The 16,516-nt window shown below is 63.9% G+C and carries 14 protein-coding genes and 1 pseudogene; 3 read left to right on the forward strand and 12 right to left on the reverse strand.

The features are described from left to right. The first annotated feature begins 89 nt into the window (after window positions 1-89). Window positions 90-845, forward strand: a complete 756-nt coding sequence (locus tag AC0GUR_RS06125) for an enoyl-CoA hydratase/isomerase family protein (protein ID WP_472876581.1) — start codon at window positions 90-92, stop codon at window positions 843-845. Between the two features lie 90 nt (window positions 846-935). Here the strand turns inward: AC0GUR_RS06125 and AC0GUR_RS06130 are convergent, their stop codons facing one another. From AC0GUR_RS06130 to AC0GUR_RS06140, 3 genes and pseudogenes are all read right to left on the reverse strand, one after another. Then, window positions 936-1,817, reverse strand: coding sequence for a sulfurtransferase (locus AC0GUR_RS06130; protein ID WP_472876582.1), 882 nt, complete (start codon window positions 1,815-1,817; stop codon window positions 936-938). Then, a pseudogene (locus AC0GUR_RS06135) lies at window positions 1,814-2,613 on the reverse strand (CoA pyrophosphatase). The gene AC0GUR_RS06130 and the pseudogene AC0GUR_RS06135 overlap by 4 nt, the downstream one beginning before the upstream one ends. A gap of 95 nt (window positions 2,614-2,708) precedes the next feature. Further along, window positions 2,709-3,425: an FKBP-type peptidyl-prolyl cis-trans isomerase gene (locus AC0GUR_RS06140; RefSeq protein ID WP_472876583.1), complete on the reverse strand. Its 717-nt coding sequence runs from the start codon at window positions 3,423-3,425 to the stop codon at window positions 2,709-2,711. A 154-nt stretch (window positions 3,426-3,579) separates the two neighbouring features. Here AC0GUR_RS06140 and AC0GUR_RS06145 point away from each other — a divergent pair, with 154 nt between their 5' ends. Further along, complete coding sequence (locus AC0GUR_RS06145) at window positions 3,580-4,362, forward strand: enoyl-CoA hydratase-related protein (protein WP_472876584.1); 783 nt, start codon at window positions 3,580-3,582, stop codon at window positions 4,360-4,362. A gap of 97 nt (window positions 4,363-4,459) precedes the next feature. Here AC0GUR_RS06145 and AC0GUR_RS06150 read toward each other — a convergent pair whose 3' ends face one another. The 5 genes from AC0GUR_RS06150 to AC0GUR_RS06170 form a co-directional block, all read right to left on the reverse strand. Further along, window positions 4,460-5,371, reverse strand: a complete 912-nt coding sequence (locus AC0GUR_RS06150; protein WP_472876585.1) for a DUF1684 domain-containing protein — start codon at window positions 5,369-5,371, stop codon at window positions 4,460-4,462. Window positions 5,372-5,444: 73 nt separating this feature from the next. Then, complete coding sequence (mutL, locus tag AC0GUR_RS06155) at window positions 5,445-7,274, reverse strand: DNA mismatch repair endonuclease MutL (protein WP_472876586.1); 1,830 nt, start codon at window positions 7,272-7,274, stop codon at window positions 5,445-5,447. A gap of 129 nt (window positions 7,275-7,403) precedes the next feature. Then, on the reverse strand, window positions 7,404-9,041 hold the full coding sequence (locus AC0GUR_RS06160; RefSeq protein WP_472876587.1) for an N-acetylmuramoyl-L-alanine amidase: 1,638 nt from the start codon (window positions 9,039-9,041) through the stop codon (window positions 7,404-7,406). A gap of 211 nt (window positions 9,042-9,252) precedes the next feature. Continuing rightward, entirely contained in the window at window positions 9,253-9,711 is a 459-nt protein-coding gene (tsaE, locus tag AC0GUR_RS06165) for a tRNA (adenosine(37)-N6)-threonylcarbamoyltransferase complex ATPase subunit type 1 TsaE (RefSeq protein ID WP_472876588.1), read from the reverse strand. Further along, window positions 9,708-11,192: an NAD(P)H-hydrate dehydratase gene (locus tag AC0GUR_RS06170; protein ID WP_472876589.1), complete on the reverse strand. Its 1,485-nt coding sequence runs from the start codon at window positions 11,190-11,192 to the stop codon at window positions 9,708-9,710. Before AC0GUR_RS06170 ends, tsaE begins: the two co-directional genes overlap by 4 nt. A gap of 220 nt (window positions 11,193-11,412) precedes the next feature. Between AC0GUR_RS06170 and queG the strand changes: the two genes are divergently transcribed. Next, entirely contained in the window at window positions 11,413-12,483 is a 1,071-nt protein-coding gene (gene queG, locus AC0GUR_RS06175; protein ID WP_472876590.1) for a tRNA epoxyqueuosine(34) reductase QueG, read from the forward strand. 39 nt (window positions 12,484-12,522) lie between these two features. Here the strand turns inward: queG and pgi are convergent, their stop codons facing one another. From pgi to panB, 4 genes are all read right to left on the reverse strand, one after another. Beyond that, complete coding sequence (gene pgi / locus AC0GUR_RS06180) at window positions 12,523-14,178, reverse strand: glucose-6-phosphate isomerase (RefSeq protein ID WP_472876591.1); 1,656 nt, start codon at window positions 14,176-14,178, stop codon at window positions 12,523-12,525. Window positions 14,179-14,288: 110 nt separating this feature from the next. After that, entirely contained in the window at window positions 14,289-14,675 is a 387-nt protein-coding gene (gene panD, locus AC0GUR_RS06185) for an aspartate 1-decarboxylase (RefSeq protein ID WP_472876592.1), read from the reverse strand. Window positions 14,676-14,778: 103 nt separating this feature from the next. Then, complete coding sequence (gene panC, locus AC0GUR_RS06190; RefSeq protein WP_472876593.1) at window positions 14,779-15,624, reverse strand: pantoate--beta-alanine ligase; 846 nt, start codon at window positions 15,622-15,624, stop codon at window positions 14,779-14,781. A gap of 17 nt (window positions 15,625-15,641) precedes the next feature. Further along, complete coding sequence (panB, locus tag AC0GUR_RS06195) at window positions 15,642-16,472, reverse strand: 3-methyl-2-oxobutanoate hydroxymethyltransferase (protein WP_472876594.1); 831 nt, start codon at window positions 16,470-16,472, stop codon at window positions 15,642-15,644. Window positions 16,473-16,516: the final 44 nt, after the last annotated feature.

A 16,516-nucleotide genomic window follows, 5' to 3' on the forward strand; every position in this document is an offset into this window, starting at 1 on the left:
GGGAGTGAGACGTGAGATAGATCTCGCTTGCTGGTCGGTGTTTGCTACTCTCACTTCTCACTCCTATCAACTCACTTTTGGCCCTCGCCATGCTCAACGTCATCACGCACGACGCGATTACCGAAATCAACATGGCGCGCCCGCCGGTGAACGCGCTCAACATCGACTTGCTTCGCGCTATCCGTCACGCGGTTGACGATGCAGTACAGTCCGGCGCTCGCGGGCTGGTGCTATCCGGGGCGCAGGGCATGTTCTGCGCGGGCGTGGACGTTCCGGCCCTGCAGGGGCGCGACCGCGAAGGCGTGCGCGATTTCTGGCGCGAGTTCTTTCACACCGCATCGAAGCTGGCCCTGTCGCCGGTGCCGGTGGTGGCCGCCATCACCGGGCATAGCCCGGCTGGCGGCGCGGTGCTTTCACTGTTCTGCGATTACCGCGTGATGGCGGAAGGCCCGTTCCGCATCGGCCTCAACGAAGTTCAGGTGGGCCTGGTGGTGCCGGAGTGCATCCAGTTCGCCATGCGCCGCATCGTTGGTGCGTACCGCGCCGAACGGCTGATGGTGGCTGGCGCGATGGTGGAATCGTCGGAGGCGCTGGCCTGCGGCCTGGTGGACGAGCTGACCGATGTTGACCATGTGACCACGCGCGCCATCCACTGGCTGCAAGGTCTGTTGGCCCTGCCCTCCAACGCCATGCTCACCACGCGCTCGCTGGCACGCGCTGACCTCACTGAGGTCTGGGCGGACCCCGATGCGCTGCCGATTGATCAGTTCGTCGATGCCTACTTCCATCCGGAAACGCAGGCCGTGCTGACGCAATTGGTGGCACGACTGAAAAAGAAGGACTAACCGCCCTCATTCCCTGTAGGAGCGCACTTGTGCGCGACCGTACCTCGCGAGGGTTGGGTCGCGCACAAGTGCGCTCCTACAGACAAGCGTTCAACCGGGATCAGCGCCTTTTGCTACCGGACGACTGGCATCGCTCACCCAGCCGCTCCACGACGGCGCATACAGGCGCGAGCCCGTAAGGCCTGCGTGTTCCATCGCGAGCAGGTTGTGACAGGCGGTAACTCCGGAACCGCACATGTGCACCACGTCCTGCGGGATATGGGTGCCAAGCAACGCGAGGAACTCCTCACGCAACGAAGCCGCCGACTTGAAGCGACCATCTTCCGCGAGGTTCTCAGCGAACGGTCGATTGAGTGCGCCAGGTACGTGCCCACCTACGGGATCAATCGGCTCGACTTCACCGCGATAACGCGGCGCCGCACGCGCATCGAGCAGCACGCGCTGCGGTTGGCCCAGCAGTTGCGCATGATCAGCGAGATATTGGCCGGCATCGAAGTGCAGCGTCACTTGGGTCGGCGTGCGATGCACATCACCTGACTCCACCGGCAAGCCCGCAGCAAGCCACGCCGGATAGCCACCATCCAACACTGCGGCATCGCGGATTCCAGCGAGTCGAAGCAACCACCACAATCGCGCCGCCGCTAGCGAACCGTTCGCTGCGTCGTAGCACACCACCTGCAAGCCGGGTTGCCAGCCCCAACGCGCGAGCACGGCGGAGAAAGCGCTTTCCTGCGGCAAGGGGTGTCGCCCCAACCCTTCGACCTTGCGTGAGAGATCGGATAGATCCGTATCGAGGCTCGCGTAAACCGCACCGGGGATATGACCGATGCGATAGTCATATTCACCCTTGCCGTGATTACGCTCGCCTGTTCCAGGAGCCATGAGGTCGAAACGGCAGTCGACGATCAAAACGCGATCGGGCGACAGCGAAGCCAGCTCTTTTGCCTCGATCAAGGTGGTTTTGGAGGTCATGCGCGGCCCATCCTCTGCAAAAGATTCAGTACCATCGCGGCGGTAGCGCCCCAGATGCGGTGACCACCGTGCACGAACTCCACCATGTCGCGGCGCTGTCCGCGAAAATCCATGGTGTAGCGGCGCAGGTTGGCGGGCTCGAGAAAAAACGACAACGGCACTTCAAACACTTCGGCGACTTCGGCTGGCGCGGGATAGAGCCGCGCATCCGGATCAATGCGCGCGACCACCGGCGTGATGTTGTACCCGCTGATCGTTTCAAACCGGTCGAGGAAACCCAGCGGTGTGACCAGCCGGCGTTCCAGTCCGATTTCTTCTTCGCTCTCCCTCAACGCCGTCGCGATCGCGTCGGTATCTTCCGGATCGGTACGGCCACCGGGGAATGCCACCTGCCCCGCGTGATCCTGCAGGTGATCCGTGCGCACGGTCAGCACCAATCGTGGCTGCACACCTTCGCGCACGCCAACCAGCACGGCAGCCGGCCGGCGTGGCGCGCTGCCGATCAACTGATTCATGTCTGCATGGTTCCAGCCCTGCCCGTTGGGAGGGGAGGACAACGGCACCAGCGCCGCGCGCAGATCAGTCATCACCTCACCCATCACGGTGCCTTGCGCGAAGGCAACACGTCGCGCATGACTTGCAGCCGCTCGGCATCGTTCATGCCTCGCCAGCGCGCGATCTCGTCACCGGTGCGCAGGCAGCCAACGCAGTAGCCACGATCATCGAGCCGGCAGACGCCGATACAGGGCGACAATGGGCTGGCTAACGCATGGGGATCGCGAGTATCAGTGGACATGCTCGAAGGGGGACGGCGAAACCTGGACAAGACATCATAGGCCCTCCTGGCGCATTGCGGGCCAGGAACGCTGTCACATAGCTACCCAGGTGCTATCAGGATTTGATTTCGAGCAACTCGATCTCGAAGACCAGGGCCTCGTTCGGGCCGATGCGCGGCGGATCGCCGCGCAGGCCGTAAGCCTGGTTGGGCGGCACGGTGACCTTCCACAGATCACCCACGTGCATGCGCTGGATCACTTCCTGCCAGCCCGGAATCACCTTGTTGTTGACCACGAAGCTCACCGGCGAACCATGCGCCCAGGAGCTGTCGAACTCCGTGCCATCAATCAGCATGGCGCGGAAGTTCACGGTCACCACCGAACCTGCCGGTACATCCTTGGTGCCGTTGCCTTTCTTCAGCACCTCGTACTGGATGCCCGACGGTAGCTGGATCACTCCGGCCTTGCTCCGGTTGTGCTCCATGTACTCGGCACTCTTGCGCGCATTGGCGTCGGCAAGACGGTTGAACTTCACCGTGGCTTCCGCACGCATCTGGTCGTCCAGCTTCTGCAGCTGGTCGTGCATATCCTGCATAGGAACAGCGGGGCGCTTCTTGGCGTAAGCGTCCTGGATAGCCCGCTGCAGCGTCGGAATGTCGATATCCGGCTCGCCGTTGGCAAACTGGCTGCCGATCTGATAACCGATGGCATAGGACAATTTGGTCTTGTCGAGCTTGACCGGTGCCGTATTGGGCGCCGGGGCCACGCTCTGCGCGTGTGCCACCACGCCCCAAAACAGGACGCCCAGTGCCAGCCAACGCAGTTGTGCCATGCCTATCTCCATTGCAGCTCGAACTCCACCATCGTAAGCGGTCCGGGCGAATCGTGCAGCGAACGCCGGCAACCCGGCGTCCCAGCTGAGAACGCGAATGGCCCCAAAGGTTCCCGCTGCTACCATTGGATACTTTATCCGCAGGAGTGGAGTCATGGCTTACCGCAACCTGGAAATCGCCAACCGTGGCGCAGTGCGCACCATCACCGTCAACCGCCCGGACAAGCTCAATGCGCTCAACCGCGAGACGCTCAATGAGCTGACCCTGGCGTTCTCCCAGGCTGCGCAGGACGATGCCGTGCGCGTGGTGGTGCTGGCCGGTGCCGGTGAAAAGGCCTTCGTGGCCGGTGCCGACATCGCCGAAATGAATGGCTACACCCCAGTGCAGGCGCAGGGCTTCTCGCGCGCTGGCCAGCGTCTGATGAGCCTGGTCGAACGACTGGGCAAGCCGGTGATCGCTCGCATCCAGGGCTTTGCCCTTGGCGGTGGCATGGAGCTGGCCATGTGCTGTCATCTGCGTGTCGCCAGCGAGAAGGCGAAGTTCGGCCAACCGGAAATCAACCTTGGCCTGATCCCCGGCTTTGGTGGCACCCAACGCCTGTTGCGCCTGGCCGGCCGTGGCGCGGCGCTGGAGCTGTGCCTGACGGGCGCATCGATCAACGCCCAGCGTGCCTATGAACTGGGCGTCGTCACCCGCGTGGTGGCACCTGAAGCGCTGGACGAAACGGTGACTGCCCTCGCCGACCAGCTCGCGGCGGCTGCACCGCTGGCAGCGGCGGGCATCCTGGACGCCGTGCTGCAGGGTGGCGAAACCAGTATCGATCAGGGCCTGGAATTTGAAACGCAGGCGTTCGCGCTCGCCTTCTCCACCGAAGACATGCGCGAAGGCACCACGGCGTTTCTGGAAAAGCGCAAAGCCGAGTTCAAAGGCCGCTGAGTCAAATGCAGGGCGGCCGAGCTCAAGGCTTGGCCGTCAGATCAGGAGCGCCGTGTTTGATTTCGATGGCTGCGGGGCGCAGCCATCGATGCAGCCATCAGTGCCCACCCTTGTACTTCTTTTCACCCGCGGTTACCGCGAGATCCATGCGGTTCTCCGGCGGCGCCAGCGGGCACGTTGCATAGGGCGTGAATGCGCACGGCGGGTTATAGGCGCGGTTGAAGTCCAGTACCACTTTGCCGTTCTTCGGCAGATCGGCGTACATGAAACGCGCTGCGCCGTAGGTTTCCTTGCCGGACGTGCGATCGGCAATCACGAAGAACAACGAATCGGGTTCTTCCTGGATCGGCATCAGCTCGTAGGTATGTCCGTCGCGGTGGAACACCGCCTTGCCCGGCACCTTTTCCTTGTTGATGGTGCCCAGCACCGATCCGATCTCCAGCTCCTGCGGCGGGTTGAACGGCACCCAGTCAGCCTCGATGCGCCATGACGGATCCATCGGGTAATAGTCCAGGCCCGCGAAGTGGGTACGCGTTTCCGCGTTGCTGTCCTTCACGCGCAGCGCTTTGCGGCCATCGCGCTCGATCACGATAAAGCTGGCGCTGCCAAACGCCACGAGAGTGGGCGCACCAGCCGTGGCGTTTGCGTCGTCGATGAGATTGGCCTCATGCACGACCTTGCCGTCCACCGTGGCGCCACTCTGCTTGTCGAGCACGATGTGCATGGCGCCATCTTTCGTCAGCGTCACGACACCCAGATGGGCAGGCCCGGCCTTGAGCACGATGTCATTGTCGGAGGCGGTGCCCAGACGATTGGCACCCTCCTTCAACCACTCCAGCCCGATAAGGCTCAGCCACCCGTTGGGAGCGGTAAGGCCCGCCAGGCGTTTGTTCTGCCAGTTCAATGTCTGCTGAGCGAAATCGGATGGTGCGGCGGCGTGGCTGGTTTGAGCTTGCACGGTGTTAACTCCAAGACTCAAGGCGAAAACGATAACGGCGGTACGCAGCATGGCAGGCCCCGTCGACAGGATGGATCGAGTATGGCCGTCCATTTGCCGGTGAAGCAAGCGTGACTAAAAACGACTAACGACCGCGGAGAAACAGCTTGTCCAGTTCGGGCAAGCTGAGCTGGGTCCAGGTGGGGCGACCGTGATTGCACTGACCGGAGCGCTCGGTGGCTTCCATTTCACGCAACAAAGCATTCATCTCCGGCAGCGTGAGGCGTCGCCCCGCACGCACCGAACCATGACATGCCATGGTGGCGAGCAACTCGTTTTCCAACTCCTGCAGGCGACGCGAACTGCCATGCTGGGCCAGTTCGCCGAGCACATCCCGGCAAAGCTGTGCCACGTCCGCACCTTCCAGCAACGCAGGAATGCGCCGTACCACCACGCCGGAGGGGCCGCTACGGGACAGCTCCAAGCCCCATTCCGCCAAGGCATCGGCGTGCTCTTCGGCCGCTGCTGCTTCTTTTGCACTCACCGAGACATTCAATGGCACCAGCAAGATCTGCGAACGCAGATTGCTGCAGGCCCGGCCAGCCTTGAGCTTTTCGTAGGTAATGCGTTCGTGCGCCGCGTGCATGTCGACCAGGATCAACCCGTGCGCATTCTCGGCGAGGATGTAGATGCTTTTCAGCTGCGCGATGGCGAAGCCAAGCGGGGGCGCTTCATCTTCCGATGTGTCGGGCATCGGCACCTGCGGCGCAAACGTCATCGGCGTTAGCTGTGTTGCCGGATCGCCCAGCAAGGCAGCGTAGCCCGCCAAGGGCTCCTCGCGCACACCGAGACTCAGGCGGCTCTGGCTGAAGGCGTTGGGCCACGATGGGGCAGACATGGCCGGCGACGCCGCCATGCGATACGACGGCATGGGCTCAGGCGTTGCCTCCTGGGTTGGCAGACTCACCTGCCCTGCACGCGTTTGCGCGAGCGCTTCATGCAACGTACGGAACAGGAAGTCGTGCACCAATCGCTGCTCGCGGAAGCGCACCTCGCTCTTGGCGGGATGCACATTCACGTCCACGCCGACCGGATCGAGTTCGAGATAGAGCACGAACGCCGGGTGGCGTCCATGAAACAGCACGTCCGCATAAGCCTGGCGCACCGCGTGTGCCACGATGCGGTCGCGCACGAGACGCCCGTTGACGTAGAAATATTGCGAATCAGCCTGCGAGCGTGATGCCGTGGGCAAGCCCACCCAGCCTGACAAATGCAGACCAGCGGCGGCGTGATCGATGCGCAGGCTCTGCCCGGGGAAATCCTCGCCCATGACCTCGGCCACGCGCTGCAGCGCGGCTTGCTCATCGCGCGCCGCCTTGAGGATGCGCACCGGCTTGCCGTTGTGACTGAGGCGAAACTCCACCGAGCCACGCGCCAACGCCAACGACTTCAGCAAGTCGTCGATATGTGCGAACTCGGTGCGCTCCGCACGGAGAAACTTGCGTCGCGCGGGTACGTTGTAGAACAGATCACGCACTTCCACGCTGCTGCCCTGCGGATGTTGCGCGGGGCGTGCGGCCTGCATCTTGCCGCCGTCGACTTCAATGCGGAACGCCGTGTCCTGGCCTTGCGCGCGCGACGTGAGCGCAAAGCGCGCGACCGACGACACCGAGGCCAGCGCCTCGCCACGAAAACCCATGCTGGCCACGTGCTCCAGATCGTCAAAGCTGCCGATCTTGCTGGTGGCATGCGAGGCCACGGCCAGCTGCAGTTCGTCTGGGACAATGCCACAGCCGTCGTCGCGCACGCGGATCAGCCGCGCGCCGCCCTGCTCGATATCCACTTCGATGCGCGTGGCTCCGGCGTCGAGACTGTTCTCGACCAGTTCCTTGACGACCGACGATGGTCTTTCGATCACTTCGCCAGCAGCGATCTGGTTGATAAGTTCAGGCGGAAGGGGACGGATAACAGGCATCGGCGAAGCTTAAGGCCTCGCGCGCAGGGGTAAAAGCAACAAATGGGCTGTCAGAAGCAAGAAGTGAGTGAAAGCAAGGGGTTGCGAATGACCCCTCATTGCTCACACGCTCAACGGGCCCAGAACTTATCAGCCAGCCGGAATGGTCAGCATCATGCCGACACGCATGCTGCTGTCGCTATCGAGGCGATTGGCGCTCTTTAGCGCATTCACGCTCACCCCGTACTGGTGGGCGATGCTGCGCAAGCTATCACCACGTTCGACGCGATGCATGTCACGCACATCGCCGTCCGCTCGCGAGGCGGTGCTATCGGATTTGGCGGCCATGGCCTGGGCGACAGCCTTGTTGGCCTTGGCCACCGTCTCGTCGTCCTCACCCTGTGAAGACGCCACTGTCGCCACACCATTGCGACGCGAAGCTTGGGCGGCAAACCAGGTGCCCGGTGGCGGCGTGGTTTCAAAGTAGTTCTTCACGCCACTCATCACCGCCGAGGCCAGCCGCGACTGATGAGAGGGGTCGCGCAGTTTGCGCTCTTCATCCGGGTTGCTGATGAAGGCCGTCTCAACCAGGATCGAAGGTACGTCCGGCGAGCGCAGCACCACGAAGTTGGCGCGTTCGACGTAACCACGATGGGTCGGACCCAGATTACCCAGCGCCCTTAGCACGTTGCCGGCCACCGATTCGCTGGCCTGCATCGAATAGCCTTGCTGCAGGTCAAGCAACACAGCGGCGAGACCGTCGTTCTTGTCGTCCAACGTCACACCACCGATCAAGTCGGCGCGGTTCTGACCATCCGCCAGCCAGCGGGCAGCCATGCTGGTTTTGCCACGCGGCGACAGCACCCACACCGACGAGCCTTTGGCATCGCCATTGATGAAGGCGTCGGCGTGGATCGACACGAACAGGTCCGCCGAGTTGTTGCGGGCAATCTGGTAGCGCTGCTGCAGCGGAATGAAGAAGTCGGCGCTGCGCGTCAGCACGGCACGCATGCCGGGCTGCTGATTGATCTGATCCGCCAGCTGGCGTGCCACGGCGAGCGTGACGTTCTTCTCCAGCGTGCCGCCCGGGCCGTGTGCGCCCGGGTCGTCGCCGCCGTGGCCGGCGTCGACGGCGATCACTACTTTGCGCTCGCCGTTGAGCAGCGCAGCGGCGGCTCGGGTGGAGGCCATCCCGCTCTGCGTGGGCTTCAGCGAGGACTTGCCCGAGCTGCGTACCGGCTCGGGTGCAGCGACAGGGGCAGGCACAGCGACCGGCGGCGGAACGGGTGCCGCCGGCGGGGGGGCATCCTGCGCTACGGGCGTCGGGCTGCTGTCGTCGTCGGTGTCCGGCGCGGCAGGCTTGGCGGGCGCCGGCGACTTGGTCGCCACCGCGCTTCCCGGATAGAGGTCGACCACCAAGCGATAGCCGTACTCTGCCTGGGGCTTGAGCAGGAAGCTTTTGACGCTGCTGGCTGGGTCGACCTTCGCGGTCAGGTGCAGATTGTTGCCTAGCCGCTCGCCGGTGAGGCTTTTGAACAGGCCTTGGGCCGCCGGCGAACTGAAGTTGCCGATGAGCGAGCTGCTTTCCAGATCGACGGTGAGCTGGTCGCCGTCCTGCTTGATTTTGTAGGTGACCGGGCCGGAGACATCCAGCACCACGCGGGTGTATTCGGGGCCGGCCCAGACGCGGGCGCCCTTGAGGTCAGCCGCGCGGGACGCGCACAAAGGTGCCAGGGCCAGCAAGGCCACGGCGCCAAGCACGGCAGGATGCGTCCTATATCCCTTCATGGGGCGGAATTGAAGCCCAGCCGAAGGCTGAATGCAAGAGGTTTTCCTTTGAATTTCCATGACCTGCAACGGATTTGTCAGACGTCGTACAGCTATCGGCCGCAAGCCGCGCAAATTAAAGGCTTCCCAGCCCCCGTCGAGACGGCAAAAATTCTCAAGAGGGATCGATACTTAGCCGCAACCAGCCGTATCCAGGGCCCGCCGTCAGTGCTCAGGAAAGCTGCGAAACGACCTTTGCCCCGCGCGGAGTGCGCACCTCCATCCGCGCCTGGCGCCCAAGGCCCGCGTAACCCAGATGCACGATGAGGTCGGGCGCCGGCAGTGCGCCGACACCACGCTCAGGCCATTCCACCAAAACCAACGCGGCCGGATCTGACAGGGCGTCCAAGCCCAGCCATTCCAGTTCACCTGGATCGGCAATGCGGTAGAGATCCAGATGCCACGCGGGGCGGTCCTGGGCCCGATAGGACTCGACCAGGCTATAGGTAGGGCTCTTGATCCGTTCGCCCACCCCCAGCGAGGTCAGCAGGGCGCGGGCAAAGCTGGTTTTGCCAGCGCCCAGCTCGCCATGCAGGTAGATCACCAACCCTTCCTGCAACGCGCTGGCGACACGCGCGGCCAGCGCCGCCGTGGCAGCCTCGTCAGGCAGCTCCCAATGGTGTTCCGTCATGATTCCCGTCCGTTGAGCAGCCGCCGAATGGGTTCCAGCAGGTCACTGGCGAGCAGGCCGCGCTCGCCACCCTGTTGCGCGGCCAGATCACCGGCACGTGCATGCAGGCTCACACCCAGACACGCGGCTTGCCAGGCATCGCAGCCCTGGGCCAGCAGTGCGGCGATGACGCCTGTGAGCAGATCCCCCATGCCACCCGTGGCCATGCCGGGGTTACCCCATTGGCATACCGCCACGCGTTCATCTGGATCGGCCACCAGACTTCCAGCGCCCTTCAGTACGGCGACGGCGTGATAGCGCCGCGCCAACTCACGCACCGCACCGAAGCGATCCGCGGCGATGGCGGCAGTATCGCAACCCAGCAGTCGAGCCGCCTCGCCCGGATGAGGCGTGATCACGGCCGCAGGGCCCAGTTTGCGCGGCTCGCGTGCAAGCAGATTCAATCCATCGGCATCCAGCACCAGTGGCAGCTCCGCATCCAGCGCAGTCAGCCACAGTGCGTGCCCCCACGCGCCCTGCCCCAGGCCAGGACCGATGGCCAGCACGGTGGCGCGCGGTAGCAGTGCTTCCAGCGCCTGCGGCCCGTTCACGTCATGCGCCATCAACTCAGGACGTGCGCTATTGAGCGACACCAGGTGTTCGGCACGAGTTGCCACACTCACCAATCCGGCACCAGCACGCAGTGCAGCCTCACCGCACAAGCGGATGGCGCCAGCAGTCCCGTGCTCGCCACCAATGGCCAGCACGTGACCGTTGTTGCCCTTATGCGATTGCCGCGGGCGCGGCGGCAATGTGGTTGCCTGCAACAGCTCGGCATCGGGTCGTGCCTCGTGCCAGAGCGTCTCGGGCAAACCCAGCGACTCCCATTGCATTTGCCCCACGTAACCGGGCGCCTGCCCGGTATAGAGGCCGCGCTTGGCAGCGATAAAGGTGACGGTGAGTTCGGCTTGTATCGCTTCACCCGGCACATCGCCAGAGTCGGCGTTGACGCCCGACGGCACATCGAGCGCCAGTACCGGCGCGCCAACAGCACGAATACCCTGCACCAGCGCTGCCACATCCGGTGCCAGCGCGCGTTGCAGACCCGTGCCGAAAAGCGCATCTACCTGCACATCCGCTGCAGGCAGCCCGTCGCCGCTTTGCCATAGCTGCACGGTGCCACCACCGTGTTCGTATGCGCGACGCGCGCGCACGGCATCGTCGCCGCGGCTTTCGCCAAGTGCGATGACATCGACCTGCAACCCGGCTTCACGCGCCAATGCGGCCAGCAGGAAACCGTCACCACCGTTATTGCCGGGGCCGCAGTACACCGCGATGCGTCGCGCGTGTGGCCAACGCCGGTGCAGGCAAACCAGCGCGGCGGCGGCGGCCCGTTCCATCAACTCGTAACCGGGCACGCCGAGGTCATCGATGGCGCGACGGTCAAGTGCGCGCACCTGGTCAACGGTATAGAGCTCGTGGCGATGTGCGCTGGCAGTCATGAGGGAATTATAGGCAACACTGATCCGGTATCACCGTTGTCACCGGCCCTGTCTGTTCGCAGGCCACAGGGCCTTTGGCGAAAGCAGGCTGGCCGTCTGTCGAGCCAAGGGACCGAAGGCAGGTGGACAGGCCGGACCGGTGGCGGTGGTGATACCGGATCAGTGTTGCCTAAACGCATGCCAGCGGGTGGCTCTGCACGCGGCAGCCTACAATAGGCGTATGTCCACGACTCACACCCCCGACACCGACTACGCCGCGCTGGCCCGCGACATCAAGGTGTGGGCGCGCGAATTGGGGTTTGCCGATGCAGGCATTGCCGGCACTGATCTGGGCGAAGACGAGCTTCATCTGAAGCGCTGGCTCGACGCGAACCACCACGGCGAGATGGATTACATGGCCCGCCACGGCGACAAGCGCAGCCGCCCGGCCGAACTGGAGCCGGGCACGTTACGTGTGATTTCGGTGCGCATGGACTACATCCCACCCGGCACCCGTAATGCATGGAACGTGCTGGAGGATGCCGAGGCAGGCTATGTCGCGCGTTACGCGCTCGGCCGTGACTATCACAAGCTGATGCGCAACCGGCTGCAGAAACTGGCTGATCGTATCCACGGCGCCATCGGCGATTTCGGCTATCGCGCCTTTGTCGACTCCGCGCCGGTGCTGGAAAAAGCACTCGCGCGCAACGCTGGACTGGGCTGGATCGGCAAGCACACCGTGCTGATCAATCGCCACGCCGGCTCCTATTTCTTTCTTGGCGAGCTCTACACGGATCTGCCGTTGCCGGTCGACGCACCCGCCAGCGCGCATTGCGGCAGCTGCCGGCGTTGTATCGACATCTGCCCGACGCAGGCGATCATCGGGCCGTACAAGCTCGACGCGCGTCGCTGCATTTCCTATCTCACGATCGAACTGCGCGGGAGTATTCCTGAAGAACTGCGCGCACCCATGGGCAACCGCATCTTCGGTTGCGATGACTGCCAGCTGATCTGCCCGTGGAACAAGTTCGCGCAGGACACCACTGAACCGGACTTCGCACCACGCCACCGGCTCGATGGCGCCAAGCTGGTGGAGTTGTTCGGCTGGAGCGAGCAGGAGTTTCTGCAACGCACGGAAGGCATGGCCATTCGCCGCACGGGCTACGAGGGCTGGCTACGCAATATCGCGGTAGCGCTCGGCAATGCGCCTGATTCAAACGACGTGCGGCAAGCGTTGCTCGCGCGTGCCGATCATCCTTCGGCGATCGTGCGCGAGCATGTGGCGTGGGCATTGGCGCGGCACGCCGCTTGAACGGTGACGCCGCCTCTTGCAAGGCGGCGATCTGAACCATCAGCGGCTGTGCTTCTCGAGGGTAATGCGCCGCTCTGCGATCTCCTCCAGCGACGCACGCGTGGCGGAATCGAAAACACTGATGTCGGAAGCACTGCCATCCAATGCCGGCAGGATCTGTCGCGCGATCGACTTGCCCAGCTCCACGCCCCATTGGTCAAAGGCGTTGATGCCCCAAAGATGGCCAAGCATGAACACTTTGTGTTCGTAGAGCGCAATCAGCGCGCCCAGGGTTTCGGGCGTCAGCGCGTCGAGCAGGAGCATCGTGCTGGGGCGATCACCCGGGAACATGCGCTGCGCGGCGAGCACACGACGCTCCTCTTCGCTGCCCTGCTTCGCCTCGGCCAGCGCCTCGTCGAAGGTCTTGCCCAGCGCGAGCGCAGCGGCCTGGGCGAGCAGGTTCGCCAGCAGTGCGTCGTGGTTGGCTTCCAGGTTATGCGCGGGCTTCACCACGCCGATAAATTCCAGCGGCACGACATCGGTGCCCTGATGCAGCGCCTGGAAATACGCATGCTGCGCATTGGTACCTACGCTCCCCCACACCACGGCCGAGGTCGACTGCGCCACAGGCAGGCCCAGCGGGGTCACCTGCTTGCCCAGGCTCTCCATCTCCAGCTGTTGCAGATAGGAGGTGAGATCGGTAAGCAGATCCGCGTAAGGCACCACGGCGCGACTCGCGCGCCCATGGCCGTTGCGGTTCCACACCTCCACCAGGCTCAGCAATACCGGCAGGTTTTCCTGCCAGGGGGCGGTACGGAAATGATCGTCGACCAGGGCCGCGCCCTTCAGCAACGCATGGAAATTGTATGAGCCGATGGCCAGCGCCAACGACAAACCGACGGCGGACCACAGCGAAAAGCGGCCGCCAACGAAATCCCACATGGGATACACCTGCGCAGCAGGCACGCCCCAGCTTTCCGCAGCAGCGACATTTGCGCTCACTGCAAGGAAATGGCGTTGCACCGCTGCAGCATCACCCTTATAGGCGCGACTGATCCAGTCGCGCATGACGTTGCCGTTGAGCAGGGTTTCCTGCGTGGTGAACGTCTTGGACACCACGACTACCAGCGTGCGCTTGGGATCGAGCTGGTGCATCAGCTCATACGCCGACTGCCCATCCACATTGGTGAGGAAATGGCTGCGGACGCCCGGTACGTGATACGGGGCCAATGCGCGCACGGCCAGGCGCGGCCCGAGGTCGGAGCCGCCAATGCCGATGTTGACCACATCGGTAATGCCCTTGGCGACGCCGAAAGCGGAAGCGTCGCCCAGCCCGATGGCATGCACCAAGGCATCCATGCGCTGCAGTGTCTGTTCGATTTCCTTGAGCACCTCACGCGGCGCTGGCGATGGCAACGGCGAGCCGCTGGCGCGCAGGGCCGTATGGAGTACGGCACGTCCTTCGGAGGTATTGATGGGGGAGCCTGCGAACATCGCATCGCGAGCCGCCTGCCAGCCGCTGGCTTCGACATGGGCGCCGAGCGCATCGAGGGCTGCGTCGTCCAGCTTCTGACGGCTCAGGTCCAGCAGCAGCGGACCCACCCGGTGTCGCAAACGATTGCCGCGAGCGGCGTCCTTCAGCAAGTCACGCAGATGGGTGCGTGCGAGACGGTCAACGTGTTCTGCCAGGAAGGACGAACGTTGGTCGGGCGACATGGGTGCTCATGCTTAGTGGACGGGAACGCCGATCTTACGCAGCTTCACGCGTCCCTTGCCAGCAGATTGTTGCACCGCAAACACGCCCCGCCGGGGCGGGGCGCGAGGTATTACGCCGCAGCCATCTGCTTGGGGATGGAGCGGTTGGTATGCGAGATGCGGTTGTTGGCATCAACGTACACCAGGGTCGGCTGAAACTGCTCCAACTCGGCCTCGGACAGCTGCGCGAACGCGGCGATGATGATCAGGTCGCCCGGTTGGGCGCGATGGGCCGCACTGCCGTTGACCGAGATGATGCCGGAACCTTCCTCAGCGCGCAGCGCATAGGTGACGAAGCGCTTGCCGTTATTGATGTTCCACGCATGGATCTGCTCGTACTCGCGCATGCCGGCGGCGTCGAGCAGCAGGCCATCGATAGCGATGGAGCCTTCGTAATGAAGCTCGGCGTGAGTCACCGTGGCACGGTGGATCTTGCACTTGAGCATGTTCAGATTCATGACTTCGTTTCCAGCAGGGACAGCCCGCGAAGCTCACCATTATCCGGCCGGGGAACGTCGCACTGCAACATCGCCCCCGGGACGGGCCCGATATGGGGCTGGTTCAATCAAACGGCAAGTTGTCGATCAGCCGGGTGGTACCGAGCCGCGCGGCAATCAGGGCCACCAGCCCTTCCTGCTCGCCGTCGGCCGGCTCAGCCAGATCCTCGGCCCGACGGATGGCCGCGTAGTCAGGATCGAAGCCGGCCCGGGCCAGCTTGGAGGCCGCCGCCTGCTCCACCACCGGGCGGGCGTGGCCCTTGGCGATCAGCTCCCGCATCTGCTGCAGGGTGGCGTAGATCTGGGGTGCCAGCGCGCGGTGCTCTGCCGACAGGTACTGGTTGCGGGAACTCAAGGCCAGCCCGTCATCGGCGCGCAGGGTGGGCGCGGCCATGATCTTCACCGGCAGCGACAGGTCGCGAACCATACGTTCGATCACCTTGAGCTGCTGGAAATCCTTTTGGCCGAACACGGCCAGATCCGGCTGCACCAGGTTCAACAGTTTGCACACCACGGTAGCCACGCCATCGAAATGACCCGGGCGATGCGCACCTTCCAGCGTCTCGGTGAGCTGGGGCACGTGAATGCTCAGGCTGCCGGCCGGGCCAAACGGATACATCGTGGCCACTTCCGGTGCGAACAGCAGGTCGCACTCGTGCTCGGCCAGGCCGACCTGATCCTGCACCAGGGTGCGCGGATAACGCTCGAAATCTTCATTCGGACCGAACTGGGTCGGGTTGACGAATACGCTCGCCACCACGCGATCGGCACGGGCACGCGCCAACTTGATCAACGAATGGTGACCCTCGTGAAGGTTGCCCATGGTGGGCACGAAACCCACCGTCAGGCCTTGGCCCCGCCAACCGCGAATAAGGGCGCGCAGCGCCGCTGCGTCTTGCACTGTTTGCATGGATGCTTGCTCTAGCTTCAGTCGAAGCAGTGTTCTGGCGCGGGAAAGGCGCCACTGCGCACGTCCTCGGCGTAGGCCGCGATCGCCGCAGCCACAGAGTCGCGTCCTGCGAGGAAATCCTTGCTGAATTTGGGTCGTTTGCCTGGCGTGATGCCCAACATGTCATGCAACACCAGCACCTGGCCATCGCAATGTGGGCCTGCGCCGATGCCGATGGTGGGAATGGACACGGCGCGCGTGATGCGCTCGCCCAGCGCCGTCGGAATGCCTTCCAGCACCAGCAGGGAGGCGCCCGCAACCTCAACGGCCTTGGCCTGGGCAACCAGATGGTCAGCCGCCTCCTGTTCGCGCCCCTGGATACGGAAGCCGCCAAACTTGTGTACGGACTGGGGCGTGAGGCCAAGGTGAGCGCACACCGGGATCACCCGCTCCACCAACGCCGAGATCACTTCCAGAATATGCGGTGCCGCGCCTTCGATCTTTACCATCGCGGCGCCACCTTCACCGACCAGCCGCGCGCCTGCTTCCAGCGCATGCGGCACATCGCGGTCGGCCATGAATGGCAGGTCGGCCACCAACAGTGTCGCGTTCAAGCCACGCGCCACCAGGCTGGTGTGATAGACCATGTGATCGAGCGTCACCGGCAAGGTGCTCGAATGCCCCTGCACCACCATGCCCAGCGAATCGCCCACTAGCGCCACATCGATGCCGGCCATTTCCAGCTGCGCGGCAAACGCCACGTCGTAGGCCGTCAGCATGACGATACGACGGCCCTCCGCCTTCATGGTGCGCAACGACGGCACAGTGACGGGCTTGCGCGTGGGTGCGTTCGCTTTTTGCGCGTACACGACGGATCCCTAGAGCGGAAAGAGAGGCGGATTATCCCGCGTAA

The organism is Dyella sp. PARNA 12/25 (assembly GCF_055702865.1).